The following is a 21108-nucleotide window of genomic DNA, read 5'->3' as shown; positions in this document are numbered from 1 at the left end:
TTCTATTATTTTTGCACAAACATTTGTGTCCAGTAGTTACCTTCTGCAACATACCCTACACCAATATGTGTAAAGTTTTTACTCATAATATTCGCTCGATGTCCTTCGCTATTCATCCATGCTGTCACAACTTCTGCTGCTGAGCGTTGACCTTTGGCAATATTTTCACCTGCAGATTTATACGTAACACCAAAGTTTTCCATCATAGTAAATGGTGTACCATAAGTAGGACTTGTGTGGTCAAAGTATTTTTTGTCTAGCATATCTTGCGACTTGTATTGCGCTACTCTTGAAAGCTCCCAATCTTCTTTCATCGGTGATAGACCCGCTTTTTCGCGTTCAGCATTGACAAGTTTAACAACTTCTTGTTCTACCGTTGCTTGCTCTTTTGTTGGAATATTAATTTTTTGTCCTGGGTTAATTTGATCTGGATTTGCCAGTTGTGGATTCGCATCAATTAGCTCCTGTACACCTGTTTGGTTTTTCACGGCAATTTGCCAAAGAGTATCTCCTGATACTACTGTATATGAATCGGCTGCCATTGCGCTAATTGGTACTAATAAAGATACTGATAATACTGAGGCCATTGCCACTTTTTTTACTTTTTTAAACATCAAATCATTCCTTCCTGATTGCTCTATATTCATGGTAAATAGTTTCAAAGAATTATTCATCACTAAATATATGGAAGGATTTTTACAATTGTATGACAAGACGCACATTGGGATGCAAGATGCCTTTCATAGCGCTTTTTTGACTGTTTTACTTAGTAATAATTTCGCAATCTATTTGTAATAGGAATAAATTACCACAAACCTTTTTAGCAACCTACTAGTTTTCATGCTGAAAATATAACAATACATTTAATTTCAATTATTGATATTACCGATTGTTAGATGAACTAATCGAACTTTACGGTAGTTGATCAGTCCCCTTAGCTGACTCGTTGGCATCCCAACTGGTGGTAAGGCGTTTACCGAAAAATAAAAAAATCACACTCAATGAATAGAAGCGTGATTTTCATACTGTTAGTTCTCCTGGTTCATCGGCAACGAATGGGCCATTAATTATCTGCCGTCACCAGCCAAAATAAATAATTAGCCTCTTCTAAAATTTATCTTTCTACGATAAACCCTATAGAGCAAAACAATATAGAGCCAATCAACGATAAATGTAGCGATTGACATAATGGTTATCAATGGCGTTCTAAAATAGATAAAGAACGCCACAGAAGCAAACAAGGTCCCAATCATTTTACAAACAGCAATGAACATTGATTGACCGTCAGTGTTCCCTCTCCAAAATAATAACGAGATAAACAACCCAGACATCATCAGATTTTGCGAAAATGCGGCGTATTTCCCTTCTATATCATTTAGTTCCTGTGTCATTACTAGGATAATTAGAAAGCTTACACTCAGTGTGATCAGGAAAGACGCATAAAAAAGTTTTGGGGACATGATTTTTTTATATTCCTTAGGACCATATTTTAAATACTGTAGCAAAATAACCATGTCGAGTAAAAACCACAGAAAAGTAATGATTTTTTGTAAATCATTTTGCGGATAAATAAAGGTGAAGATGAATTCCCACGATATATTCGCACAAAGCGCAACCATCGGCATGCCATATTTCTTATCTTGAAAGCCACGTTTTATAATGAGTATGTATGTAATAATCCAAAATAGCCCCATGCCTAATTGGCAAATCAATAGAAAGTAATGCTGATTCATATACACGCTCCCTTGTTACATATTTAAAAACAATGTCTTCTTCGATACTATATGACCAGAAAATTATCAATTATGTCTTTTTCAAGTCGTTCCATTTTTAATTGTAGGCGCCAATTGTAGAAATTGTTGCACCTGTTTTTTTCTATATAGTATGCAAACCTAAGAAAAAAAATCGTCCATAGCATAAGCTATACTTTGGCAATTCAATCATATATAGTAAGACGGGGTGAAGATATGACAACTAAAATTTATTTCGACAACGAGAAATTCATAGCAGGAACTACCTTGAAGGATGCTACGCAGCAAGAACAAAACAATATGGCACTACATGTCTGCAAAAGTACAGATGATGTGCTTAAGAATCGAATGAAGTTAGCAGCGACATTGCATTGCGACGTGCGTGATTTTATCTGTACTGAGCAAACACATAGCGCAAATTTCCAGCGGGTCACAGCTATCGATAAAGGGCGAGGAGCTTTACAAAATGATACAGCCATAGCCAATACCGATGCTCTCTATACATTCGAGCCGAATCTGTTACTTTGCAGTTTTACGGCCGATTGTGTACCCGTAATTTTCTATAATGAGGTGAAGGGCCTTGTCGGGGTTATTCATTCTGGTTGGCAAGGAACGGTCAAGGAAATAACATTACAACTGTTTCAGCACTTAATTCAACAGGAGCAATGCCTACCACAAGATTTTCATGTACAAATTGGCATGGCACTCAGCCAGCAGAAATTCGAGGTGGATGTGGATGTATATGAGAAATTTAAGAACCTCGGCTATGCAGAAGAATTTATGTATTACAATGCACAAACTAATAAATACCACATTGATAATCAACTAACGGTGAAAAAACAGTGTGAACTAGCGGGGATTCCGACCGCGCACATTACCATTGATCCAACCTGTACGTATGTTAACGCAGATGGCTTTTCCTATCGCCAAGACAAACAAGCAGGAAGACATTTAAGCTTTATTATGCAAAAAACATAGCAAACCAAAAGTAACACCTATAAGCTTTGAAAGCATACTCATCGCACAAAAAAGGCAATTTGTCACGCTACTAAGAATGATAAATTGCCTTTACAATATGTTGGTTGATTTTATAGCTGTATAGCCTTCCCGTTTCTCTATGTTTTAAAAAAACGACTGTCTTTTTTATGAATCACGTCCAAAATGGCTATTCTACTATTACTCCCATTTGCAAAGGCGTGATTATTATCTTTAAATGCAATATTCTGTTCCTTGGCCTGCTCATAGCGATATTAAATATTTTTGATGGTTTCGCTACACATTATGGGCTAATGCTAAATAAAATTGAAGAATTAAATCCAATCATGGATGTATTGTGGGTTCTTAGCCCCACATTGTTTTTAGTAGTGAAAATTATGCTGTCGTATTCCATTACTGCACTTTCCTTTTTGGTTTATCGAAAGAGCGGTGAACGATTCAAAAATCTCTTCTCCATGTGTTTAACTGGGTTATTAATCATTTACTTAGGCGTATTCGGTCTCCATATATATTGGTTAACCTTGCTTTAACGATAAGACAATGTGAAAAGGACATGTAAAAGGCCTGCGTTCTTATCCCTATCGAACTCAGACCAAACAGTCGCCTGGACACTTTGTTAATTGCCTTATCGTAACGTTCCTGTACTAATAATGGACGTATTCACTTCCACATCTACCTCTAATTTGCTTATAATTTCTCTAGTCATTTCTTTCTTCCATTTTCCATGGTGATACATTCTGAAATATTCACTTAACCCACTAGGGTCCACTTTCATGTCATTCAGCTTAGCAAAAAACTTTTTAATGTCCTCTTCAAGCTCTTTATTTACATCATCCTCTAAAACCGCTAAGCTATCCGTGGTATTTAATTTATTTTCTCGTTCTCCTTTGTACTCGCTCAGCGTCCCTTTAATCTTTAGCTTAATCGTGAGCTTAGGCGTATCTATATTCTTATTGCTTTTAATTTTTACACTGTTTTCTATTAAGTCCATCATCAATCTTTCTTTGCCATGCCCTTGATTCATATTGATATCCAACGGAGCTAAGTTTTTTCTACCTTTAATGGCCTGAATCAACAACGCCTCTTCTGGCTTTATCGTATCAAACATATTATTTCCTTTGAACACAGCTACCCCTTTAATCTCAATTTTATCATTATTTTTATCAATAAACGGGAGAATTGCATCCAAGACCGGATTTGTAATTTCATACATAAAATCATGAATATTCGTATTTGGGTTAAACGCCGTGTTAATGCTTGGTTCCAACAAGTCATTTAAGTAAAAATTGATATTCGGTTTATCCGGATATTTATATCTTAACATCTCTTCTCCTCGTTCTTTCACGACCGCAATAAGCACCTTGTTACCGACCTCAGCATTTCTGTATAAGTGCTGAATGATTTTTAGAACATCCCCGTTTCGTGCTAGCTCCTCATTCACAAGAACCACGCGCAATTGGTTGAAAACAATTTTTTTATCTGACAGTTTTTCGATTTCAACAATCCCATTGGAAACAAGATCTGTCGCAACAGAGAAAATTTGTGTATTTTGCTCTGCTTGCGGAGAATACTGTGGAATTGCCACAGTTAATTGCGTTTTATCTTCATCAATATAGTCAAAAGCCATAATACCCACCATACCTACATCTTCCAATGGCACTTTTAGTTCTTTGTCGGCACAACCTGCCAAAAGAAAAAGGACAACAAAAGAAGTTAGGCAAAGAAATTTTCTACTCATGACTGCACCTGCTTCTTTTTTCGAAGTACATAAAGAATAACTAATAATAACGGCCAAATAATAAACATATAACCAACATAATTACTTGCGGTAAATAATTTATCTTGAAAATTACGTGATAACGGCATCTTCACAACAAAAAAAATGATAATAGCTAGTATATATAAATAAGCATTACTATTCTTTACTACGAGAGAATCTACACCCTTTTTCGCACACCATAGATAGGCAGCGACCGAGGATAATATTAAAAATACCCAGAGTGTGATACCGATAATATCGATTCTTTCAACAAATGAAAATTCGCCAGCTTTAAATAGGTTGAGTACTGAAAATTCTATATTTTTTAATTGCCATTCTGAGTAATACATCACACTAATAGCCGTGGTAATAAAACAAACAAAAATGCTAATCCAAATGCCGATTAATGTATGCTTATAGGCTTTTTTTTGCTGCACTATATATGGATAGTAAAACATGATTAATTCATATCCTAGAATCGATAAATACCCTTTCTTCATGGCTTCATAAAATTCCCCACCAGTAAAATTGAATAAAGGGAGAAAGTGGCTCATCTCCCCCTTTTGAAATGCCCAACTAGTGAAAAACATCATACCTATCGTAATAAAAAAGGTCATCATACAAAATCTAGCAATGGATTTAATGCCACCACTTACAATGTAAATAAGTAATAATAGAAAACAAATCACAGGTAAGGTAATAGTCTGCTCTGGCAGGGCTGTACTCTGAATAAGATGCATGTAATTACTAATAATTCCAGCACTAAAAACAAGAAATTGAAGGATGAAAAAAAAGTTGATGGTTTTTCCTAGCCATTTACCTAACAAAATTTCATTGATTCGATATAAATTTGCATCAGGATATTTCGAACCAATCCAAATCATTGGCCAAAGTGTCACACTTGCGATAACGCCAAATAGAAGTGGCATAAACGTCTGATTATAACCTAAAGAACTAAGTTTTTGAGGGAGTGATAGAATACCTGTACCAATCATTATACTTTGTGTTAAAAAAACAACATGATATGCATTTAAAAGCTTTTTATTGTTTGTACTCAACGTTAACCACCTCTATTTCCATAAAACCATCTATTTTTTTTGTGCTCTTGAAATCCCCTTCTTTGCCATTAAATATTTAGTTGGAAATCTGATGACACCGTCCAATAAATCTGTCGCTTTCCGAGGAATAAATGGTGTCATATAAGGCGTACCTAAAGATTTTAAATTTTGTAAATGGTTGATTAACCATGCGAATGCTAACATTTGCCCGAACAATCCAAAAAAACCAGCAGATAAGATAAAAATATAGCGCACAAACCGACTCGTATTACTCATTAAAAAAATGGGTGGCAGGAAAGAAAGTAATGCTGAAGTTGCTACTAACACAATGAGTATATTACTCAAAAGTCCTGCTTCTACAGCCGCTGTTCCTATTACAATACCACCTACGATACCAATCGTTTGCCCGACTTTTGCAGGCATTCGAGAACCGGCTTCCCGCAATACTTCAATGATGAGCTCGATAAACAGCACTTCGATGATTGGTGGAAACGGCACTTTACTTCTTGACTCTTGAAGATTTAATAACAATTCATATGGCAAAATTTCCGGATGAAATGTTAAGGCAGATATATACATTGGTGTAATCATTATCGTCAGGAAAAATCCAAAAAATCGAAGCATCCGAAGCAAAGAGGCAGTGGACCAACGGTTATAATAATCTTCAATTGATATGAACATTTCAAAAAACGATGTTGGGCAAACAACAGCCGCTTGACTATTGTCCATAAATAGGGCAATTCGTCCGTCAATAAGATACTGACTGACACTATCTGGTCTTACACTCATATAATACTGAGGAAATGGCGATAATGGATTATCTTCAATCAATTGCTTCAACTCAGATATATCTGTAAAATAAGGATAATCTATGTTATCTATACGCTCTCGAAGGTTTTCCAGATTTTCCTTATTGACAATATTATCCATATACATGATGGAAATTTTAATATTTGTCTCTGTACCTACTGTGCGAATTTCGGTCTTCAACAATGGATTTTGGATACGCCTTTTCACTAAAGAAATATTGGTCTCTAATGATTCTGTAAAAGCGTCCTGTGGGCCAATAACCGTAGACTCTGTTTCAGTATTTGTTATCGAGCGTGTGGGAGCACTATATGTGTCAATTGTTCGTAGTTGATTTAATTGATGAAAGAATAACAGCGTGTGACCAGCATTCAATTTTTGTAAAACAATCTCTATATTCTTAATATCCACGGATTCAGCTACACGAAGAATTTGACGAATATGATTAGCGAGTGGTATGAATATCATCGATTGTATTGTCATTTTCTCTACCAGAGAAGATATATATATAACGGTAACATTGCCTTCTTCTGTGTAAACTTTTTTTATGACGACATCATCTATTCCATGAATTTCTTTTTTTAGCAATTCAATGACTTGTTGTGTTGTCTCACTCATTTCATTTCAACCCCTTTATAGCGTCTAGCTGCCAGGTATTTACTACATTTTCAATCCATAGACATTTCATATTTTTTATGTAGTTTGTCCTTTTCTTAATCGATTATGTAATCAACATTTTCTGTAAAAATGCAAACAACCAAAGTATTGATTTTACATCAAAACAAAAAAGAGGTATCTCCTAAATTTGCAGTAGATACACTGTTCCATCCACAGGCACAGCACCAACTAATTTTTCGAGCGGCCCCACAAAAATGGAATTTCCGCACGAGCTGTTTCTACAGGAATGTTGCGCCATCCACGCCAATCAATACTGACCCACCTATGCTGCTAACATACTTGAGATAATCATAAACATGATGTCCTACAATTAAACAATGCACGTAAACAGCTTGAAGTGCATTCAAAAACTCAAAAGGTATTCGGGTTGTGATCACTCCGAATACCTTTTGAATTTTTATCAGCAATACATCTAAGCAGAAGGCCCCGCAGTAGTGTAGCAACGAGGACACTGAAACCATGCATGCGACAAGCGTCCACCATAATGTCATTCAACGAGTTTAAATAAAGAAAAAGACCGTCGACAAACTCAATTTTTTGAGTTTGTCGACAGTCTGAAATGATGACTCTCATACATCATAGTAATATCGCGTTTAGTTGTTATCATCCATTTCTACTGGACGTCTCTTTCCAATACCAAAAGCATAGAAGCTAATTGTAACAAGCACAAGGAAAACAATTCCCACGATTAACGATACACGTGTATCCTCATTAAACCACATACCGATCAGTACCATTATTAAAAAAGCAATAGTTATATAGTTTGTAACTGGAGCAAATGGCATTTTAAACGGATGTTTTGCCAGTTGTCCATCTTTTACTTTTCTAAATCGAATTTGACTGATTAAAATAATAAACCAAGGAACCATCCCAGGAAGTACACTTGCACTATATACATAGACAAATAAATTTTCAGGAGCAATATAACTCAGTACAACGCCAATGACTAATCCAACAAGCACACCCGCTGTCCCGAATATCGGAACACCATTCGTAGAAAGCTTTGCAAAGAATTTTGGTGCTTGGCCATTCATCGCTAGTGTATAAAGCATACGTCCTGCGCTATAAATACCACTATTACAACCTGACATTGCCGCCGTGATGACAACGAAGTTAATAATCCCTGCTGCTGCAGTAATCCCTACCTTTGCAAAAGTTGCCACAAATGGGCTACCAATTGTTCCTAATTCATCCCACGGGTAAACCGTAATAATGACAAAAATCGCACCGATATAGAATATTAAAATACGCCAAATAATGCTTTGAATCGCATTGGTAATTGTTTTTTGCGGGTTTTTTGCTTCTCCCGCAGTTATCCCGATAAGCTCAACCCCTTGGTAAGCTGCTACAACCAATGATAACGCAAAGAAGAAGCCAGTCCAGCCACCAGTAAAGAAGCCGCCATGTTCCCAAAGATTTGATAACCCAATCGCAATGCCTCCATTACCAATACCAAAGAAAATCAGGCCAAAGCCTGCGATAATCATCAGAATTATCGTGACAATTTTAATCATTGCAAACCAGAATTCAAATTCACCAAACGATTTAACCGAGATAAAATTCGCTAAACCTAGAATCACCATCGCGATAAAACCTGGAATCCACGCTGGTAAATCTGGATACCAATACTGCATGTATGTTCCTACGGCAATGATTTCGGACATCCCAACGATAATCCACTGAAACCAGTTACTCCACGCCGTTAAATAGCCTGCTAATGGATGGATATATTTATAACCGAATGTTGCAAATGAGCCTGTGCTTGGTTCCATATAAAGCATCTCACCCATTGCACGCATGATGAAAAATATAAAAATCCCTGATATAGCATAAGCAAGTAGCACAGACGGTCCTGTCCACTGAATGGCACTGGCAGAACCCATAAATAGCCCTACACCAATCGTACCGCCAAGAGCAATCATTTGAATATGACGCGCCTCTAAGCCTCTTGTTAATTCTTTATTTGCCACTTGAATGAGCCTCTTTCCTTCATGTTGTTTCACATTTAAATTACTTTACTAATAATAATAAATTCTTTCTAAAAACACAATTGTATTTTTAGGAAAAACAGCATTTAAGTAATATTTAACCGGTAAAAAAGTATGAGAGCACTCGCTAAAATATTATTTCTAAATATTTTTAATATGTAGAATATTATCATTTATAATTAAAAAGAATCCATTTTGACAGATCAAAGTGGATTCTTTTTCAGCACATTCGGTTAGGATTTTAATATTATTTGATGATTTTCATGTTGTTCCACAAACGTGCCCGATTGTGGAACAGTTTAATCTACAGGAACTTAAATCTCTACATCAATTTTGAAATAAACATTGTTGCAATTCCAAAGTAAATAAGTAAGGATAGGATATCATTTAGTGTTGTAATTAAGGGACCAGACGCCACTGCCGGATCGATTTTAAATTTATATAAGATTAAAGGAATAATAGTCCCAGCCAAAGTCCCGATAATCAGAGTCACAACTAATGAACTTCCAACAACTAAACCTAGAACCGCATTCCCTTGCCAAATATAGGCTATAATCGAGATTAATATGCCACAGGTAATACCTATAATCAACCCTACTTGCAGTTCTCTAATAATAAGTTTAATAACTACGCCTTTATTAGTATCAGTAGTAATTAGACCTCTTACCACAACAGCTAATGATTGAGTACCTGTATTTCCAGTCATCCCAGCAATCATAGGCATAAAGAAGGCCAGTGCGACGACTTTGGATAATGTTTCTTCAAAACCACTAATAATGGTTCCCGAAACTAATCCGATAAATAACAGTAAAATTAGCCAAGGCAGTCGGCGATATGCAGCCACATGTGCCTTCGTGTCAAAATCAATGGCTTTACCAGATGCCGAAAGTTTCTCAATATCTTCGTTTGCTTCCTTGATAACGACGTCAATAATATCATCGACTGTTACAATTCCTACCAATTCATTATTTTTTTCAACAACAGGAACTGATAAAAAATCATAACGCTCTATTACACGAGCTACTTCTTCTTGATCCGTTTCAGCAGAAACGGAGATTACTCTGCTATACATAATATCCTGAATCTTTTCAAGTTCATCACTTATTATTAAATCTCGATAGGATACAACACCTACTAATTTTTTATCATCATCAATTACATATAAATAGTTTATCGTTTCTGAGAATTCTGCAAATATTTTAAGTTTATCAACTGATTCTCGAATAGTATAGTGTTGAGGAATCCACACAAAACGGTTTGTCATGATTCTTCCTGCCGTTTCAGGAGGATAGTTCATAATATTTTTAACAATTTTCGATTCTTCTTGCTTCATGCCTGAAAGCAGTTCTTCAATTTTATCAGGTGATAGGTTTTCTAACAATGAAGCTAAATCATCATTATCCATTAAATCCATTACCTGACCTGATTCTTCGATCCCTAATTTATTCAGAACTATTAATTGATGTACTTTTTCAAGCTCTTGAATGAGTTCAGCGATTTGTTCAGGAGTAAGAAACAATAAGAAACGTGTATGATATTTTTCTGGTACCCCCTCAAAAATCCGTGCAATATCATACGGTTGGAGTTCCTTCAATATTGCTTGGAATTCTTGTTGTTTTCCTTCTTTTAATGCCTTAATAATCTGAATTGTTATTTGGTTTTCTGGCATGTTTTTAATCATTTTAACAACCTCTCCTTCATTGAGGAACAAAAAATATTCCCCCAACGATAAAACAATCGTTAAGAAAGATAAATTAAAATTCCTCATGGATATTCTGTGTATTTAATTCATTTTTATAATACTTCGAGTCTGGTTCTGAATAGTCATAGTTATCCATTTTCCTCACCTCACATAAAAATAAAACACCTTCATAACGAATGAAGGTGTTTAGACGGTACTATAAACGTACATGATTGCACAACAAAAAAATTGTAGCAAATCTGCTCCTCCATTCGTAGAGCTTTAGCACTGTGTGGCATAGGACAAAGCCAGCTACATTAAAAACCACCTTATGTCGATGGTTTCTGTTGACCCATTGGCGTCTTTCGACATTTCTGGGCAGTAGCATATCTCCTACACAGGAGCCTCACCTAACGAGGATATTTAATTACAAGTTCACTCTAAAAGAATATCTTTTAGAAGTCAATGGTTTTTTTAAAACTTTATATGGATACCCTAGATTTTTTTCTTAAAGTTACCTGCTAATGAATGGCATTTTGATTAACATTTTTTTATAAACCATCAGGCTTTATGATGGTCAAAACCCTATTCCATTATCTAAAAAGAGTCATGGAATAGATTTTTTATCGCTACATATAAAATTTGCCTTATTGCAATAATGTTTGTTCTTGAAGTTTTGCTGCGAAATACTTACGTGCATCTGCTGTGAGGATCTGTAAATGTACAACTTCATCCTGTCGTCCAAACTCTACAAACATCCCACTTAAGTTTTCATAGACATATTGAATCTTATAGCCACTGTCCAAAAAATGATCCACTTTATTTATTTCATCCATACTTTGTAAGTAATCTGACATGCAATCACCTCGCTTTGTTCAACATTACTGGCCTTAATTCGCTACCGTGGAATATCCACTTGCTTTTATTTTATTCAGCACCTTTTATTTCAAGTACTGGATCAATTGACTCTACTGCATCCCCTTCATCTGTGTTGACAGGTGGCATGGGTACTGGTTCTTGACCGAAGATTTCATCCAAATTATGACCAGCAGTAATTCCTAAATACTTGGCATCACTTGGATCATCTAGTTCTGCTTGTGGGTACTTTTTGAACCACCAATATTTCGCTAATAGATAATAAAGAATGGCCCCAACGAAGAAACCGATTAATGATGAATAAGTTGGAAACATATTTGCGATGGACCCACCGATAATCCAAGCAATTAGCCCCGCTAAGTTGAAGCCTTTCATATACTTAAATTGGCCATCTAACTCGTAAAGATCTTTTACATTTACGCGTCGTTTACGAATTAAGTAATAATCAGCAAATAAAATGCCTACAATGGCTGTTAAAATACCACCTATAATTAATAGGGCATTGACCAAAACATCAAATAGGCTCCACGGCTGTGCTAGTATTCCAATAATCCCTGCAATGACAACCCCTACCCAAAACGGAACTTTAGGCCCGCCAATATTCGAAAAAATCGTGGCTGCCGGAATAACATTGGCAGAGGTATTTGTAGACCATTGTGCTAATACAATCATTAGCAGAAGAATACCTAAGACAATCCCACTAGCACTTTGTTGTAATGCGTTTATAGGATCCGCTGATGACACTGCCATATAACATACCGCACCAATTACAATCATAAAAGTATTGGTAATAGGCATCACAATCAACGAACCAATTAACTGTGTTTTATTGCGTTTGAACCAATTACGTTCATTTTTTGGTGCTTTAAAAAAACGTGATAGTGTAGGCATATCGGCTGCTAATGTTGCCCAGAAGCCCATATTTGCCATGATAACAACCATAAACGCAGTAAAGGCTGCCATACCCGTTGTTGGTGCTTCCACCCAAGTCCAGACATCTTTGCCTTGGGAAGTCGCATTATCTGCCAGCGTAATATACATCCAGCACGAAATTAAAATAATAATCGGTGCTGCTAAATCTGCAAATCGCTCAATCGATTTAATGCCGAGCGATGTATTGAATAACTGTAACGCCGCAAAGACAAGGAAACATATAAACCAATTGTCATAGCCAAAAAGCAAATTCAAAATACCATTAATCGCCATTGCACCAAAATATGTGTTGATACCAAACCAACATGCTGCTGTCACGCCACGAACAAGTGACGGTATATGCGTGCCAAATGTACCGAATGGCGCGCGCATATATACGGGAAATGATAAGCCATGTTCGATACCAATATCACCAATTAACGTCATAAATACGCCAATTAAACACGAACCTATTAATGTCGCTAAAATAACCATTGGCATTGGTAAACTCATAATAGCCGATCCACCAATCGCAAAGGCCGCTAAGACTATCGCCATCCCTACCCAAATTACCGCAAAACCAAATGCGCCAATATTTCTTTGTTGATGTGTCACTGGAAGTAAATCTGGGGATTTCAAATAATGCCCGTCATTCTCCATACATTTCGCTCCTTTTTAATCAATTACGTCTCGGCGTAATTGAGTCCGAATTTTGATTGAGCTAGAGTCTACATGCGGGCCGATTTTGCAGTCGGTCATTTTTTATAGCCACAGAAACATGGCGTTTTTCGATGTAGAATCTAGTTAGCCGCTAAGGCATGGCTACGCCGAAGTTACGCTAACATCCTCAATTGATTTCCTTCAAAATCCGTGACATCCGCCGGAGGCATGTTCTTTATTCAGGCGTCGGCTGATTATCCACTGCCTTGTAACTGTTACAAAAAGAGGACGCTTCTACCGAATAAAGATATTTTTCGTGACAGCTACATGCGGTATTTCTTTCTTTTAGCTAATGTTAAGCCATTGGCAAAATGAAAGTGGCCTTTCAGTACATACCTAAACAACGGGATTTCTTTATCGAGAGAGACTACCGATAAGCGACTGGCGTTCATTCCAAGTCATTGGCGCAATAGCAGATTTTCTTTCCACCATTGTAATGGCGCCATCTACAGGGCACACAATGGAGCATAAATTACAGCCAACACAATCCTCTTCACGCACCTTTAGCATCGGACGACCACTCTCTGAATACAAGTCAATACATTGATGCGACGTATCTTCACAAGCGATATGGCACTTATTACAGTTAATGCATACATCATTATTAATTTCAGCAACGATTTTGTAATTTAAGTCTAAGTTGCCCCAGTCAGAATAACGCAGGACAGAGCGACCCACTAGATCCATCGCCGCGGCAATCCCTTTATCATCTAAATAATTATTGAGACCATCAATCATGTCCTCTACAATACTAAATCCGTGGTGCATCGCCGCTGTACACACTTGAACTCCAGTTGCACCCATCAGCATAAACTCTGCAGCATCTTGCCAGTTGGAAATACCCCCGATGCCAGATATAGGCACATCGATTAATGGATTTCTAGCACATTCGGCCACCATGTTGAGCGCAATCGGTTTAACAGCAGGGCCGCAATAACCGCCATGTGCTCCCTTTCCGGCAACATGAGGCACTGTGTTCCACGTATCTAAATCAACGCCGGCTAAGCTATTAATTGTATTAATCATACTGATAGCATCGGCTCCGCCTCTAGTCGCCGCTTCAGCTGTGACCGTAATATCTGTGATATTCGGTGTTAGCTTTACAATGACTGGCGTACGTGCAACCTCTTTCACCCAATGCGTTTGCTTTTCAACCAATTCAGGGACTTGACCAGAGGCAGAGCCCATTCCTCGTTCTGCCATCCCATGTGGACAACCAAAGTTAAGCTCAAGACCATCAACCCCCACATCTTCTACTCGTTTTACGATTTCATGCCACTTTTCTTGCTTTGGCTCTACCATTAATGACGCAATAATCGCATGATTAGGAAACCTTTTTTTCGTGTCATAAATTTCTTTTAAATTAACTTCTAACGGCCGATCTGTAATCAGTTCAATATTATTAAAACCCGCTACTCTTTGTCCGTTATAGCTAACTGCGGCAAAACGTGATGAAACATTCAAAATCGGTTCACCCAATGTCTTCCATACAGCGCCGCCCCATCCCGCTTCAAATGCACGTTGCACTTGATAGCCTGAATTCGTTGGCGGTGCTGAAGCGAGCCAAAATGGGTTTGGTGATTTTATGCCCGCTAAGTCAATGCGCAAATCTGCCATGTCGCTTCCCCCCTATCAAAATCGCCCCAGCGAATTTGGCATCCAGACTTTGGATCGAGTGAACACGCTACACTCTTGACCAAAATCCGCCGGACACTATCACTACATTCAGCGAACATTCTACATCCGCTGTGCAAAACTCGAAACGATTGTTCTCTTATCACGTATAGAAGTGTAAACCTTCTGCTACATGCAGTTATGCAATCTCGCTAGGTTTTCGCAAACGCTCATGTATCCTGTAGGCTGCATCTTTTCCTTGCTGAACAGCTGTAACAACCATCGCCTCGCCTTGTCCATTTCCGAAGACGACATCTCCACATGCAAACACTTTGCTATGGGATGTTTGCATTGTCGTTTCATCAATATCGACTACACCATTGGTATGCTTTAACTTAAAGGCTTCAATCAATGATACAAAGCGGGTCTGACCAATAGCTTTAATGACCGCATCCACTTCAATTATAAAATTGGAACCTTCAATTTCTTCTGGTCTTTGACGACCATCAGCACCTGCCTCACCTAATTTCATCTTGATGCATTCAATCGCTACTACTTCACCAGCATCATTACCAATAATTTTTTTGGGTGCTGTCAGCCACTTAAACTCCACACCATCCTGTTTGGCAAATTCAAATTCGAAGTGGTAAGCTGTCATTTCATTTCGTGTTCTTCTGTAAAGAATTTTCACATTATCCGCACCTAAACGAACAGCACATGTCGCGCCATCAATTGCCGTATTTCCCGCGCCAATGACCGCTACTCGTTTGCCTACAAAATCGGTTGAAAGCGGGCCGATTTTTGTTTGCCTTACAAACTCAATGGCATCATGGACACCCACTAAATCTTCACCTTCAATACCAACTTTCGGCACAGCGCCCATACCAATCGCCAAAATAACACTGTCATATTGTTGTAAAATTTCATCCGCCGAGATATCTACACCTACTGTTGTATTCGTTTTAATGTCCACGCCAAGCTTAACAATTTGCTCGACTTCCCAATCTACAACCTCGTTTGGCAGGCGGAACGACACGATGCCATAATTCCCTAAACCACCCGCTTTCGACTCGGCTTCATAAACTGTGACATCATAACCAAATCGGCTAAGCTCGCGCGCAGCAGTTAACCCAGCAGGCCCCGCGCCAATAATGGCTACCTTTTGTCCATTGCTTTGTCCTTTTGTAAATAGCTCAACATTCGACTCCATCGCCCAGTCGGTTGCATAGCGCTGTAAGTGGCCGATTTTTATTGGTTTTGTCGAGGAATTTAACACACATGCCCCTTCACATAACTCTTCTGTCGGACATACTCGCGCACAGCTTGCACCAATCGGATTTGCCTCAAGAATCGTTGTGGCCGAACCTTTCATATTGCCTGAAGCAATTTTCTTAATGAAATTTGGGATTTGAATGCTAGTCGGGCAAGCTGTAATACATGGTGCATCGTAGCAATATAAGCAGCGGTTTGCCTCTTCTATCGCTTCATTTTTTGTCATCCTGCTTGTCAATTCAACAAAATTTCGGTCAAGCTGTGAAGTCATTGAAACCATTTCCACATCCCCCTCATGTGTTCACTTTTCCTAACACGATTGTTTGTGCTCTCCAGACAGAAACAATCGGACATCCACGAATAAAAGATGAATGATGCCTCGGTATAATTGCGTCACGCTTTTGGTACAATTAATATTTGCTGAAAGAAGTTAAATTTTTATCGTTTCTGCAGTAGCCGGTTTTAAACCCCGTTTTAAATATTGGCCACTACCTAATACCCCTACGAATTCTTTATCCTTAATGACATACTCCCCGCGTACAAGTACACTGATAGGTTCTCCAGTAACTTCCCAGCCTTCATACGGGTTATAGTCCACATTCATATGATGTGTCTTAGCTGAAATTTCACGTTTTACCTGTGGATCAAAAATAACAATATCGGCGTCAGAATCGATGGCAATCGTGCCTTTTTGTGGGTATAAGCCGAAAATTTTTGCAGCACTTGTAGAAACCATATCGACAAATTCATTGATTGAAATTTTTCCAGTCGTCACGCCTTCTGAATATAAAATGCTGAATCGATCTTCGATAAACGGACCGCCATTTGGAATTTTAGAGAAATCATTTAAGCCCAATTGTTTCTTGCCATTGAAACTAAATGAACACTGATCCGAACCAATTGTTTGTAATTGTTTTGCTTTTAGTGCGTTCCATAAATGCTCTTGGTGGTATTTCGGACGAAGTGGTGGTGACCAAACATATTTTGCCCCTTCAAAACCTGGCTGTGCTAACGCAGATTGATCTAGTGTTAAATAAGGCGGACATGTTTCGCCATACACGTCATATCCTTTTTCACGTGCTGCAATAATTTCATCTACTGCCTCTTTACAAGTAACATGCACTACGTACAGCTTGGCACCTGCGATATGAGCTAGTTCAATTGCCCGTTTCGTCGCTTCGCCTTCCAATTCCACTGGGCGGGTAAGTGCATGATAGATTGGCTCTGTATGACCTGCTCGTTTCGCTTCTTCGACAAGTTCATCGATGACAGAGCCATTTTCACAGTGCACCATCACGACAGCACCTACATCTTTAGCGATTTTAAATGCTTTAAATAGCGTACGATCAGTCGCTTGGAATTCTTTTGCATAGGCCATGAACACCTTCACAGACGTAATGCCTTGCTGTTCTAGTAATACCGGTAATTCTGCTTCTGTCTCAGGTGTTAAATCCCCAATCATTAAATGGAAACCATAGTCGATTGCCGATTTGCCCTTTGCTTTTGCATGCCACTTTTCTACAGCTGTCGAAAGCTTTTCTTCACCGGCAGTTAAACAAAAATCCAAAATAGTTGTGGTGCCGCCGAATGCGGCGGCAATCGTACCAGACTTCCAATCATCATCCGTCACTGTATTGTTAAATGGCATATCTAAATGTGTATGGGGATCAATACCTCCAGGCATTACATACTTGCCAGTAGCATCCACTATCTCTGCATCTAAAACCGTTAAATCTTTACCAATTTGCACAATTTTCCCGTTCTCAATGAAAATATCTGCCTCATATACATCTGTAGCAGTTGCAATTAGTCCACCTTTAATAATTTTTTTCATACTCCCCCACACCCTTCATCTCAAATTAATAGCTATATGAATCCATTTTATAAGTCCCTTCATGTCAATAAACGCGAATATTATTAAAGAAAATCAAGTAATTATTCCTCTCACACAGTTATAGTGCGCTACAGCTGGAGGCTTTCTGTGGGCAAGCACCGAGCTACTTTCTTAAATTACGTTCGGTCCAGCGTCTCGGTTTGCTTGCTTTCCCGCTCGAGTCGCAGTCTTACACGCCTATCAAGAATGTTCGTGTTTCTTTAAATGCCAACGTGAAAAAGCGTCGCATTGTCATGAAACCTTTACTGCTAGAAGTGTGAATTGCGTTGATTGCACGGCTACTTCCACCGATAATCGGAAAGCACTGATAGAGCATCTATCAACGCTCATGGCCCGTTGGTGTTGCGCTATCATGAATGGGCTTTCCATAACTAACGGCATATTAATGTAATGTGTAAGTCTCATCCATGCTGAACTTTGTTTGCAGTGTCAAAACTGTCTCCAATAAGACATCAGCACCCTTCGCACAGTCCTCAAATGGCGTCTCTTCTTCTTCACAATGGCTTTTCCCATTAATACTCGGTACGAAAATCATTGCTGAAGGAATGATACTAGCCATATACTGGGCATCATGGCCAGCCCCACTAAACATTCGCTGAGAACTATAGCCGAAGCCCTGACATGATTTTTCCACTTCAGCGCAAATCAATGCATCAAAAAACACAGTATCTCTCCCCCATCGTTTAGCTGGCTGAACATGGCAACCTTGTTGTTCGCTCGGGAGACCCTTTAGTACTTGTTCTACTTTCTGCATCACCTCTGGACTCTGATGACGTGAATCTATCGTAAACGTTACTTTATTCGGTATAACGGTATGAATATTAGGTGATACATGCATTCGCCCAAACGTGTACACCAGTGTTTCATCGATTTTACCAAGCTGTTCATGTAAATAGGTAATGATTGTGGATGCTACAATCATGGGATCTTTACGCATCGACATCGGTGTTGTCCCAGCATGATTTGATTCTCCAGTAATTGTTATTTCATAACAAACCATGCCTAAAACGCCTTCCACCACACCAATCTCCAGTTGCTGTGCAGCTAATACGGGCCCTTGCTCAATATGCAGTTCTATATAAGCAAGTGCTTCATGCAAACGGTTTTCTTTTTCCCCCTCATAACCACTTTCTTGCAGTGCCTGTTTAAACGTCATGCCGTTTTTATCGACAGACTGTAGCATTGTGTCCTTGTCAAATTTGCTAGCAATCACACCTGAACTCATCATCGCTGGGTCAAATCTTGCGCCTTCTTCATTCGTAAAATTAACAATCATTAATGGCACATCTAGTTCTATATCATTTTCCTTCAACGTTCTAATTGCTTCTAATGCTGTTAAAACACCTAAAACACCATCAAATTTTCCGCCTTTTTCAACCGAATCTAAATGGGATCCCATAACAATTGGCGGAACATCCTTTTTCCCTGGTAGAATGGCATAGATATTTGCCATATCATCTATCGTAATTTCCATACCCAATTCCTCGCAACACTTACAAAAATAGTCTCTCGCTAAAAGGTCCTCGTTTGAAAGAGACAAACGCGTAACGCCCCCATTTGGCGTTGCTCCAAATTGACTAAATTGTTCAATTGACTCTTGCAATCGTCTACTATTACATTTATACATATGCAAGTCCTCTCTTTCACATTAGTAATTGAAGGTTCATTTATGTAAATTCTAAGATAGAAAAAAACGGTGAGCTATAGCTATAAACCTAAAAAAATATGTGCATCTGCACATTATATATGGTAAGTTATGTTCATATTAAGGGGGGGTAATATGGGGACGATTCGCAAAATTGTGGAGGGAGTTCAATTCCCTATGCTAACATTAGTAGCTGGTCATAGTGGTTTGTATCGTAGAGTTACAGGTATTAACGTAGTAGAGAGCATTGATTTAATCATGTTTTGCCGACCAAATGAATTAGTCGTAACGACAGGTATCAACCTATCACAACAGGACGACGCCTTGGAACAACTTGTTAAACTCGCCTTCGCTAAAAAAGTAGCGGGCTTTATTGTGAACACAGGTCCTTATATTCCGGACATTCCTGCATCGGTTATTACTTTTGCTAACGAGCATGATTTCCCACTTTTTCAAATGCCATGGAATTGTCGTGTAGCCGATCTATTAAAAACAACCTTTCAATTTATCGCCACGCATCAGCAAGAGCATTCTGTTGAAGAAAAAATTCTTTATAACTTACTTTTTCACTACAAACAGCACTCAAATGCTATGAAAGAAAATCTACTCCAACTCGGATTTCTACAAGGTCGAGAGCTAGCCATCATTACTTGTACAACCGTTGGCGGACAATCTAGCATTGACCGATATGAGGTCATGATACAGTTCGCATTTCAACATAGATATAAGCGTTTCTTGAAACTGAAGTATAAAAATCACCTCATTTTTTTAATCGATCGAGCACAAATCAATACACCAATTATCCCCTTCTCAAAAATTGTTGAAGAAATATACGACAAAATTTCACAGAAAAATGGTGATTTAGATATCATCATTGGCAAAGGAAATTATTATAAAGAACTTGAAAATGTTCGTAAAAGCTATGAAGAATCTTTAACGGTTATCCAATTAGCACAGCTGCACAACAATCGCTTCTTATACAAATATAAAGAAATTGGCGCCTATAAAATTATTATGGCTGTACAAAATCAGACGTTAATCAAATCATTTAGCCAAGATATACTTGGGCAACTTTACCAATACGATGATCTACACAATACAGATTATGTACCGTTTCTACGCATTTTCCTTGAGGAAAATGGCAGCACGAGTAAAATTAGTGAACGACAATTTATTCATCGCAACACAGTTCTTTATAAAATTAAAAAAATTGAAACGCTGTTAGATATGGATTTAAGTAATCCATTTACAAAAACAAATCTCTATATTGCCTTTTTAATAGAAGATGTTTTAGCGCATAAATAACTGAAACTTGTCGATATGTGCATTTGCACAATTTAATATATCAGAATCTTCGGTCAATAGATATCTCTTCTAAAGCTCCTCCTGTATTCATATAAAGTACCAATGGAGTTGTCTTTAGAAGTAATATTTGAGATACCTCTATCTATACCAAA

16 protein-coding genes and 1 riboswitch are annotated in these 21108 nt (G+C 38.0%); of the genes, 3 read left to right on the top strand and 13 right to left on the bottom strand.

Features of this window, described 5'->3' with window-relative positions; translation table 11 throughout:
- Positions 1-5: 5 nt before the first annotated feature.
- Together safA and C9J31_RS08100 are read right to left on the bottom strand one after the other, a co-directional pair.
- Positions 6-614, bottom strand: a complete 609-nt coding sequence (gene safA, locus C9J31_RS08105; protein ID WP_107951441.1) for a SafA/ExsA family spore coat assembly protein — start codon at positions 612-614, stop codon at positions 6-8.
- Positions 615-1097: 483 nt separating this feature from the next.
- The gene (locus tag C9J31_RS08100) at positions 1098-1733 is read right to left on the bottom strand and encodes a transmembrane-type terpene cyclase (RefSeq protein WP_107951442.1); all 636 of its coding nucleotides are present in this window, start codon (positions 1731-1733) and stop codon (positions 1098-1100) included.
- Positions 1734-1967: 234 nt separating this feature from the next.
- Between C9J31_RS08100 and pgeF the strand changes: the two genes are divergently transcribed.
- On the top strand, positions 1968-2729 hold the full coding sequence (pgeF, locus tag C9J31_RS08095; protein WP_107951443.1) for a peptidoglycan editing factor PgeF: 762 nt from the start codon (positions 1968-1970) through the stop codon (positions 2727-2729).
- A 167-nt stretch (positions 2730-2896) separates the two neighbouring features.
- Entirely contained in the window at positions 2897-3277 is a 381-nt protein-coding gene (locus C9J31_RS08090) for a DUF5658 family protein (protein WP_153062546.1), read from the top strand.
- Between the two features lie 95 nt (positions 3278-3372).
- Here the strand turns inward: C9J31_RS08090 and C9J31_RS08085 are convergent, their stop codons facing one another.
- From C9J31_RS08085 to C9J31_RS08035, 11 genes are all read right to left on the bottom strand, one after another.
- Positions 3373-4485, bottom strand: coding sequence for a Ger(x)C family spore germination protein (locus tag C9J31_RS08085; protein WP_107951444.1), 1113 nt, complete (start codon positions 4483-4485; stop codon positions 3373-3375).
- Positions 4482-5564 carry a GerAB/ArcD/ProY family transporter gene (locus C9J31_RS08080; protein ID WP_107925149.1) on the bottom strand — a complete coding sequence of 361 codons (1083 nt, stop codon included), beginning with the start codon at positions 5562-5564 and terminating at the stop codon, positions 4482-4484. The genes C9J31_RS08085 and C9J31_RS08080 overlap by 4 nt, the downstream gene beginning before the upstream one ends.
- 30 nt (positions 5565-5594) lie before the next feature.
- The gene (locus C9J31_RS08075; protein ID WP_107951445.1) at positions 5595-6989 is read right to left on the bottom strand and encodes a spore germination protein; all 1395 of its coding nucleotides are present in this window, start codon (positions 6987-6989) and stop codon (positions 5595-5597) included.
- 653 nt (positions 6990-7642) lie between these two features.
- Positions 7643-9019: an amino acid permease gene (locus tag C9J31_RS08070; RefSeq protein ID WP_107951446.1), complete on the bottom strand. Its 1377-nt coding sequence runs from the start codon at positions 9017-9019 to the stop codon at positions 7643-7645.
- Positions 9020-9359: 340 nt separating this feature from the next.
- Positions 9360-10718 carry a magnesium transporter gene (gene mgtE, locus C9J31_RS08065; protein ID WP_107951464.1) on the bottom strand — a complete coding sequence of 453 codons (1359 nt, stop codon included), beginning with the start codon at positions 10716-10718 and terminating at the stop codon, positions 9360-9362.
- A 259-nt stretch (positions 10719-10977) separates the two neighbouring features.
- Positions 10978-11143, bottom strand: a riboswitch (M-box (ykoK) riboswitch).
- A gap of 222 nt (positions 11144-11365) precedes the next feature.
- A complete protein-coding gene (locus C9J31_RS08060; RefSeq protein WP_107925145.1) occupies positions 11366-11575 on the bottom strand; it encodes a hypothetical protein in 210 nt (69 codons plus the stop codon).
- A 70-nt stretch (positions 11576-11645) separates the two neighbouring features.
- On the bottom strand, positions 11646-13166 hold the full coding sequence (locus C9J31_RS08055) for an NCS1 family transporter (RefSeq protein WP_107925144.1): 1521 nt from the start codon (positions 13164-13166) through the stop codon (positions 11646-11648).
- Positions 13167-13580: 414 nt separating this feature from the next.
- On the bottom strand, positions 13581-14843 hold the full coding sequence (preA, locus tag C9J31_RS08050; protein ID WP_107951447.1) for an NAD-dependent dihydropyrimidine dehydrogenase subunit PreA: 1263 nt from the start codon (positions 14841-14843) through the stop codon (positions 13581-13583).
- A 196-nt stretch (positions 14844-15039) separates the two neighbouring features.
- Positions 15040-16392: an NAD(P)-dependent oxidoreductase gene (locus C9J31_RS08045; protein WP_107951448.1), complete on the bottom strand. Its 1353-nt coding sequence runs from the start codon at positions 16390-16392 to the stop codon at positions 15040-15042.
- Between the two features lie 150 nt (positions 16393-16542).
- Positions 16543-17946, bottom strand: coding sequence for a dihydropyrimidinase (hydA, locus tag C9J31_RS08040; protein ID WP_107951449.1), 1404 nt, complete (start codon positions 17944-17946; stop codon positions 16543-16545).
- A gap of 442 nt (positions 17947-18388) precedes the next feature.
- On the bottom strand, positions 18389-19633 hold the full coding sequence (locus C9J31_RS08035; protein ID WP_107951450.1) for a Zn-dependent hydrolase: 1245 nt from the start codon (positions 19631-19633) through the stop codon (positions 18389-18391).
- A 153-nt stretch (positions 19634-19786) separates the two neighbouring features.
- On the opposite strand from C9J31_RS08035, the gene C9J31_RS08030 reads away from it, so the two are divergent.
- Positions 19787-20956 (top strand): PucR family transcriptional regulator, encoded by a 1170-nt coding sequence (locus C9J31_RS08030; protein ID WP_107951451.1) that lies wholly within the window; start codon positions 19787-19789, stop codon positions 20954-20956.
- The last annotated feature ends 152 nt before the right edge of the window (positions 20957-21108 follow it).

The organism is Lysinibacillus parviboronicapiens (assembly GCF_003049605.2).
Taxonomy (GTDB): domain Bacteria; phylum Bacillota; class Bacilli; order Bacillales_A; family Planococcaceae; genus Lysinibacillus; species Lysinibacillus parviboronicapiens.
Note: the sequence above shows the minus strand (reverse complement) of the source record. Positions and strands in the feature narration are given on the sequence as shown.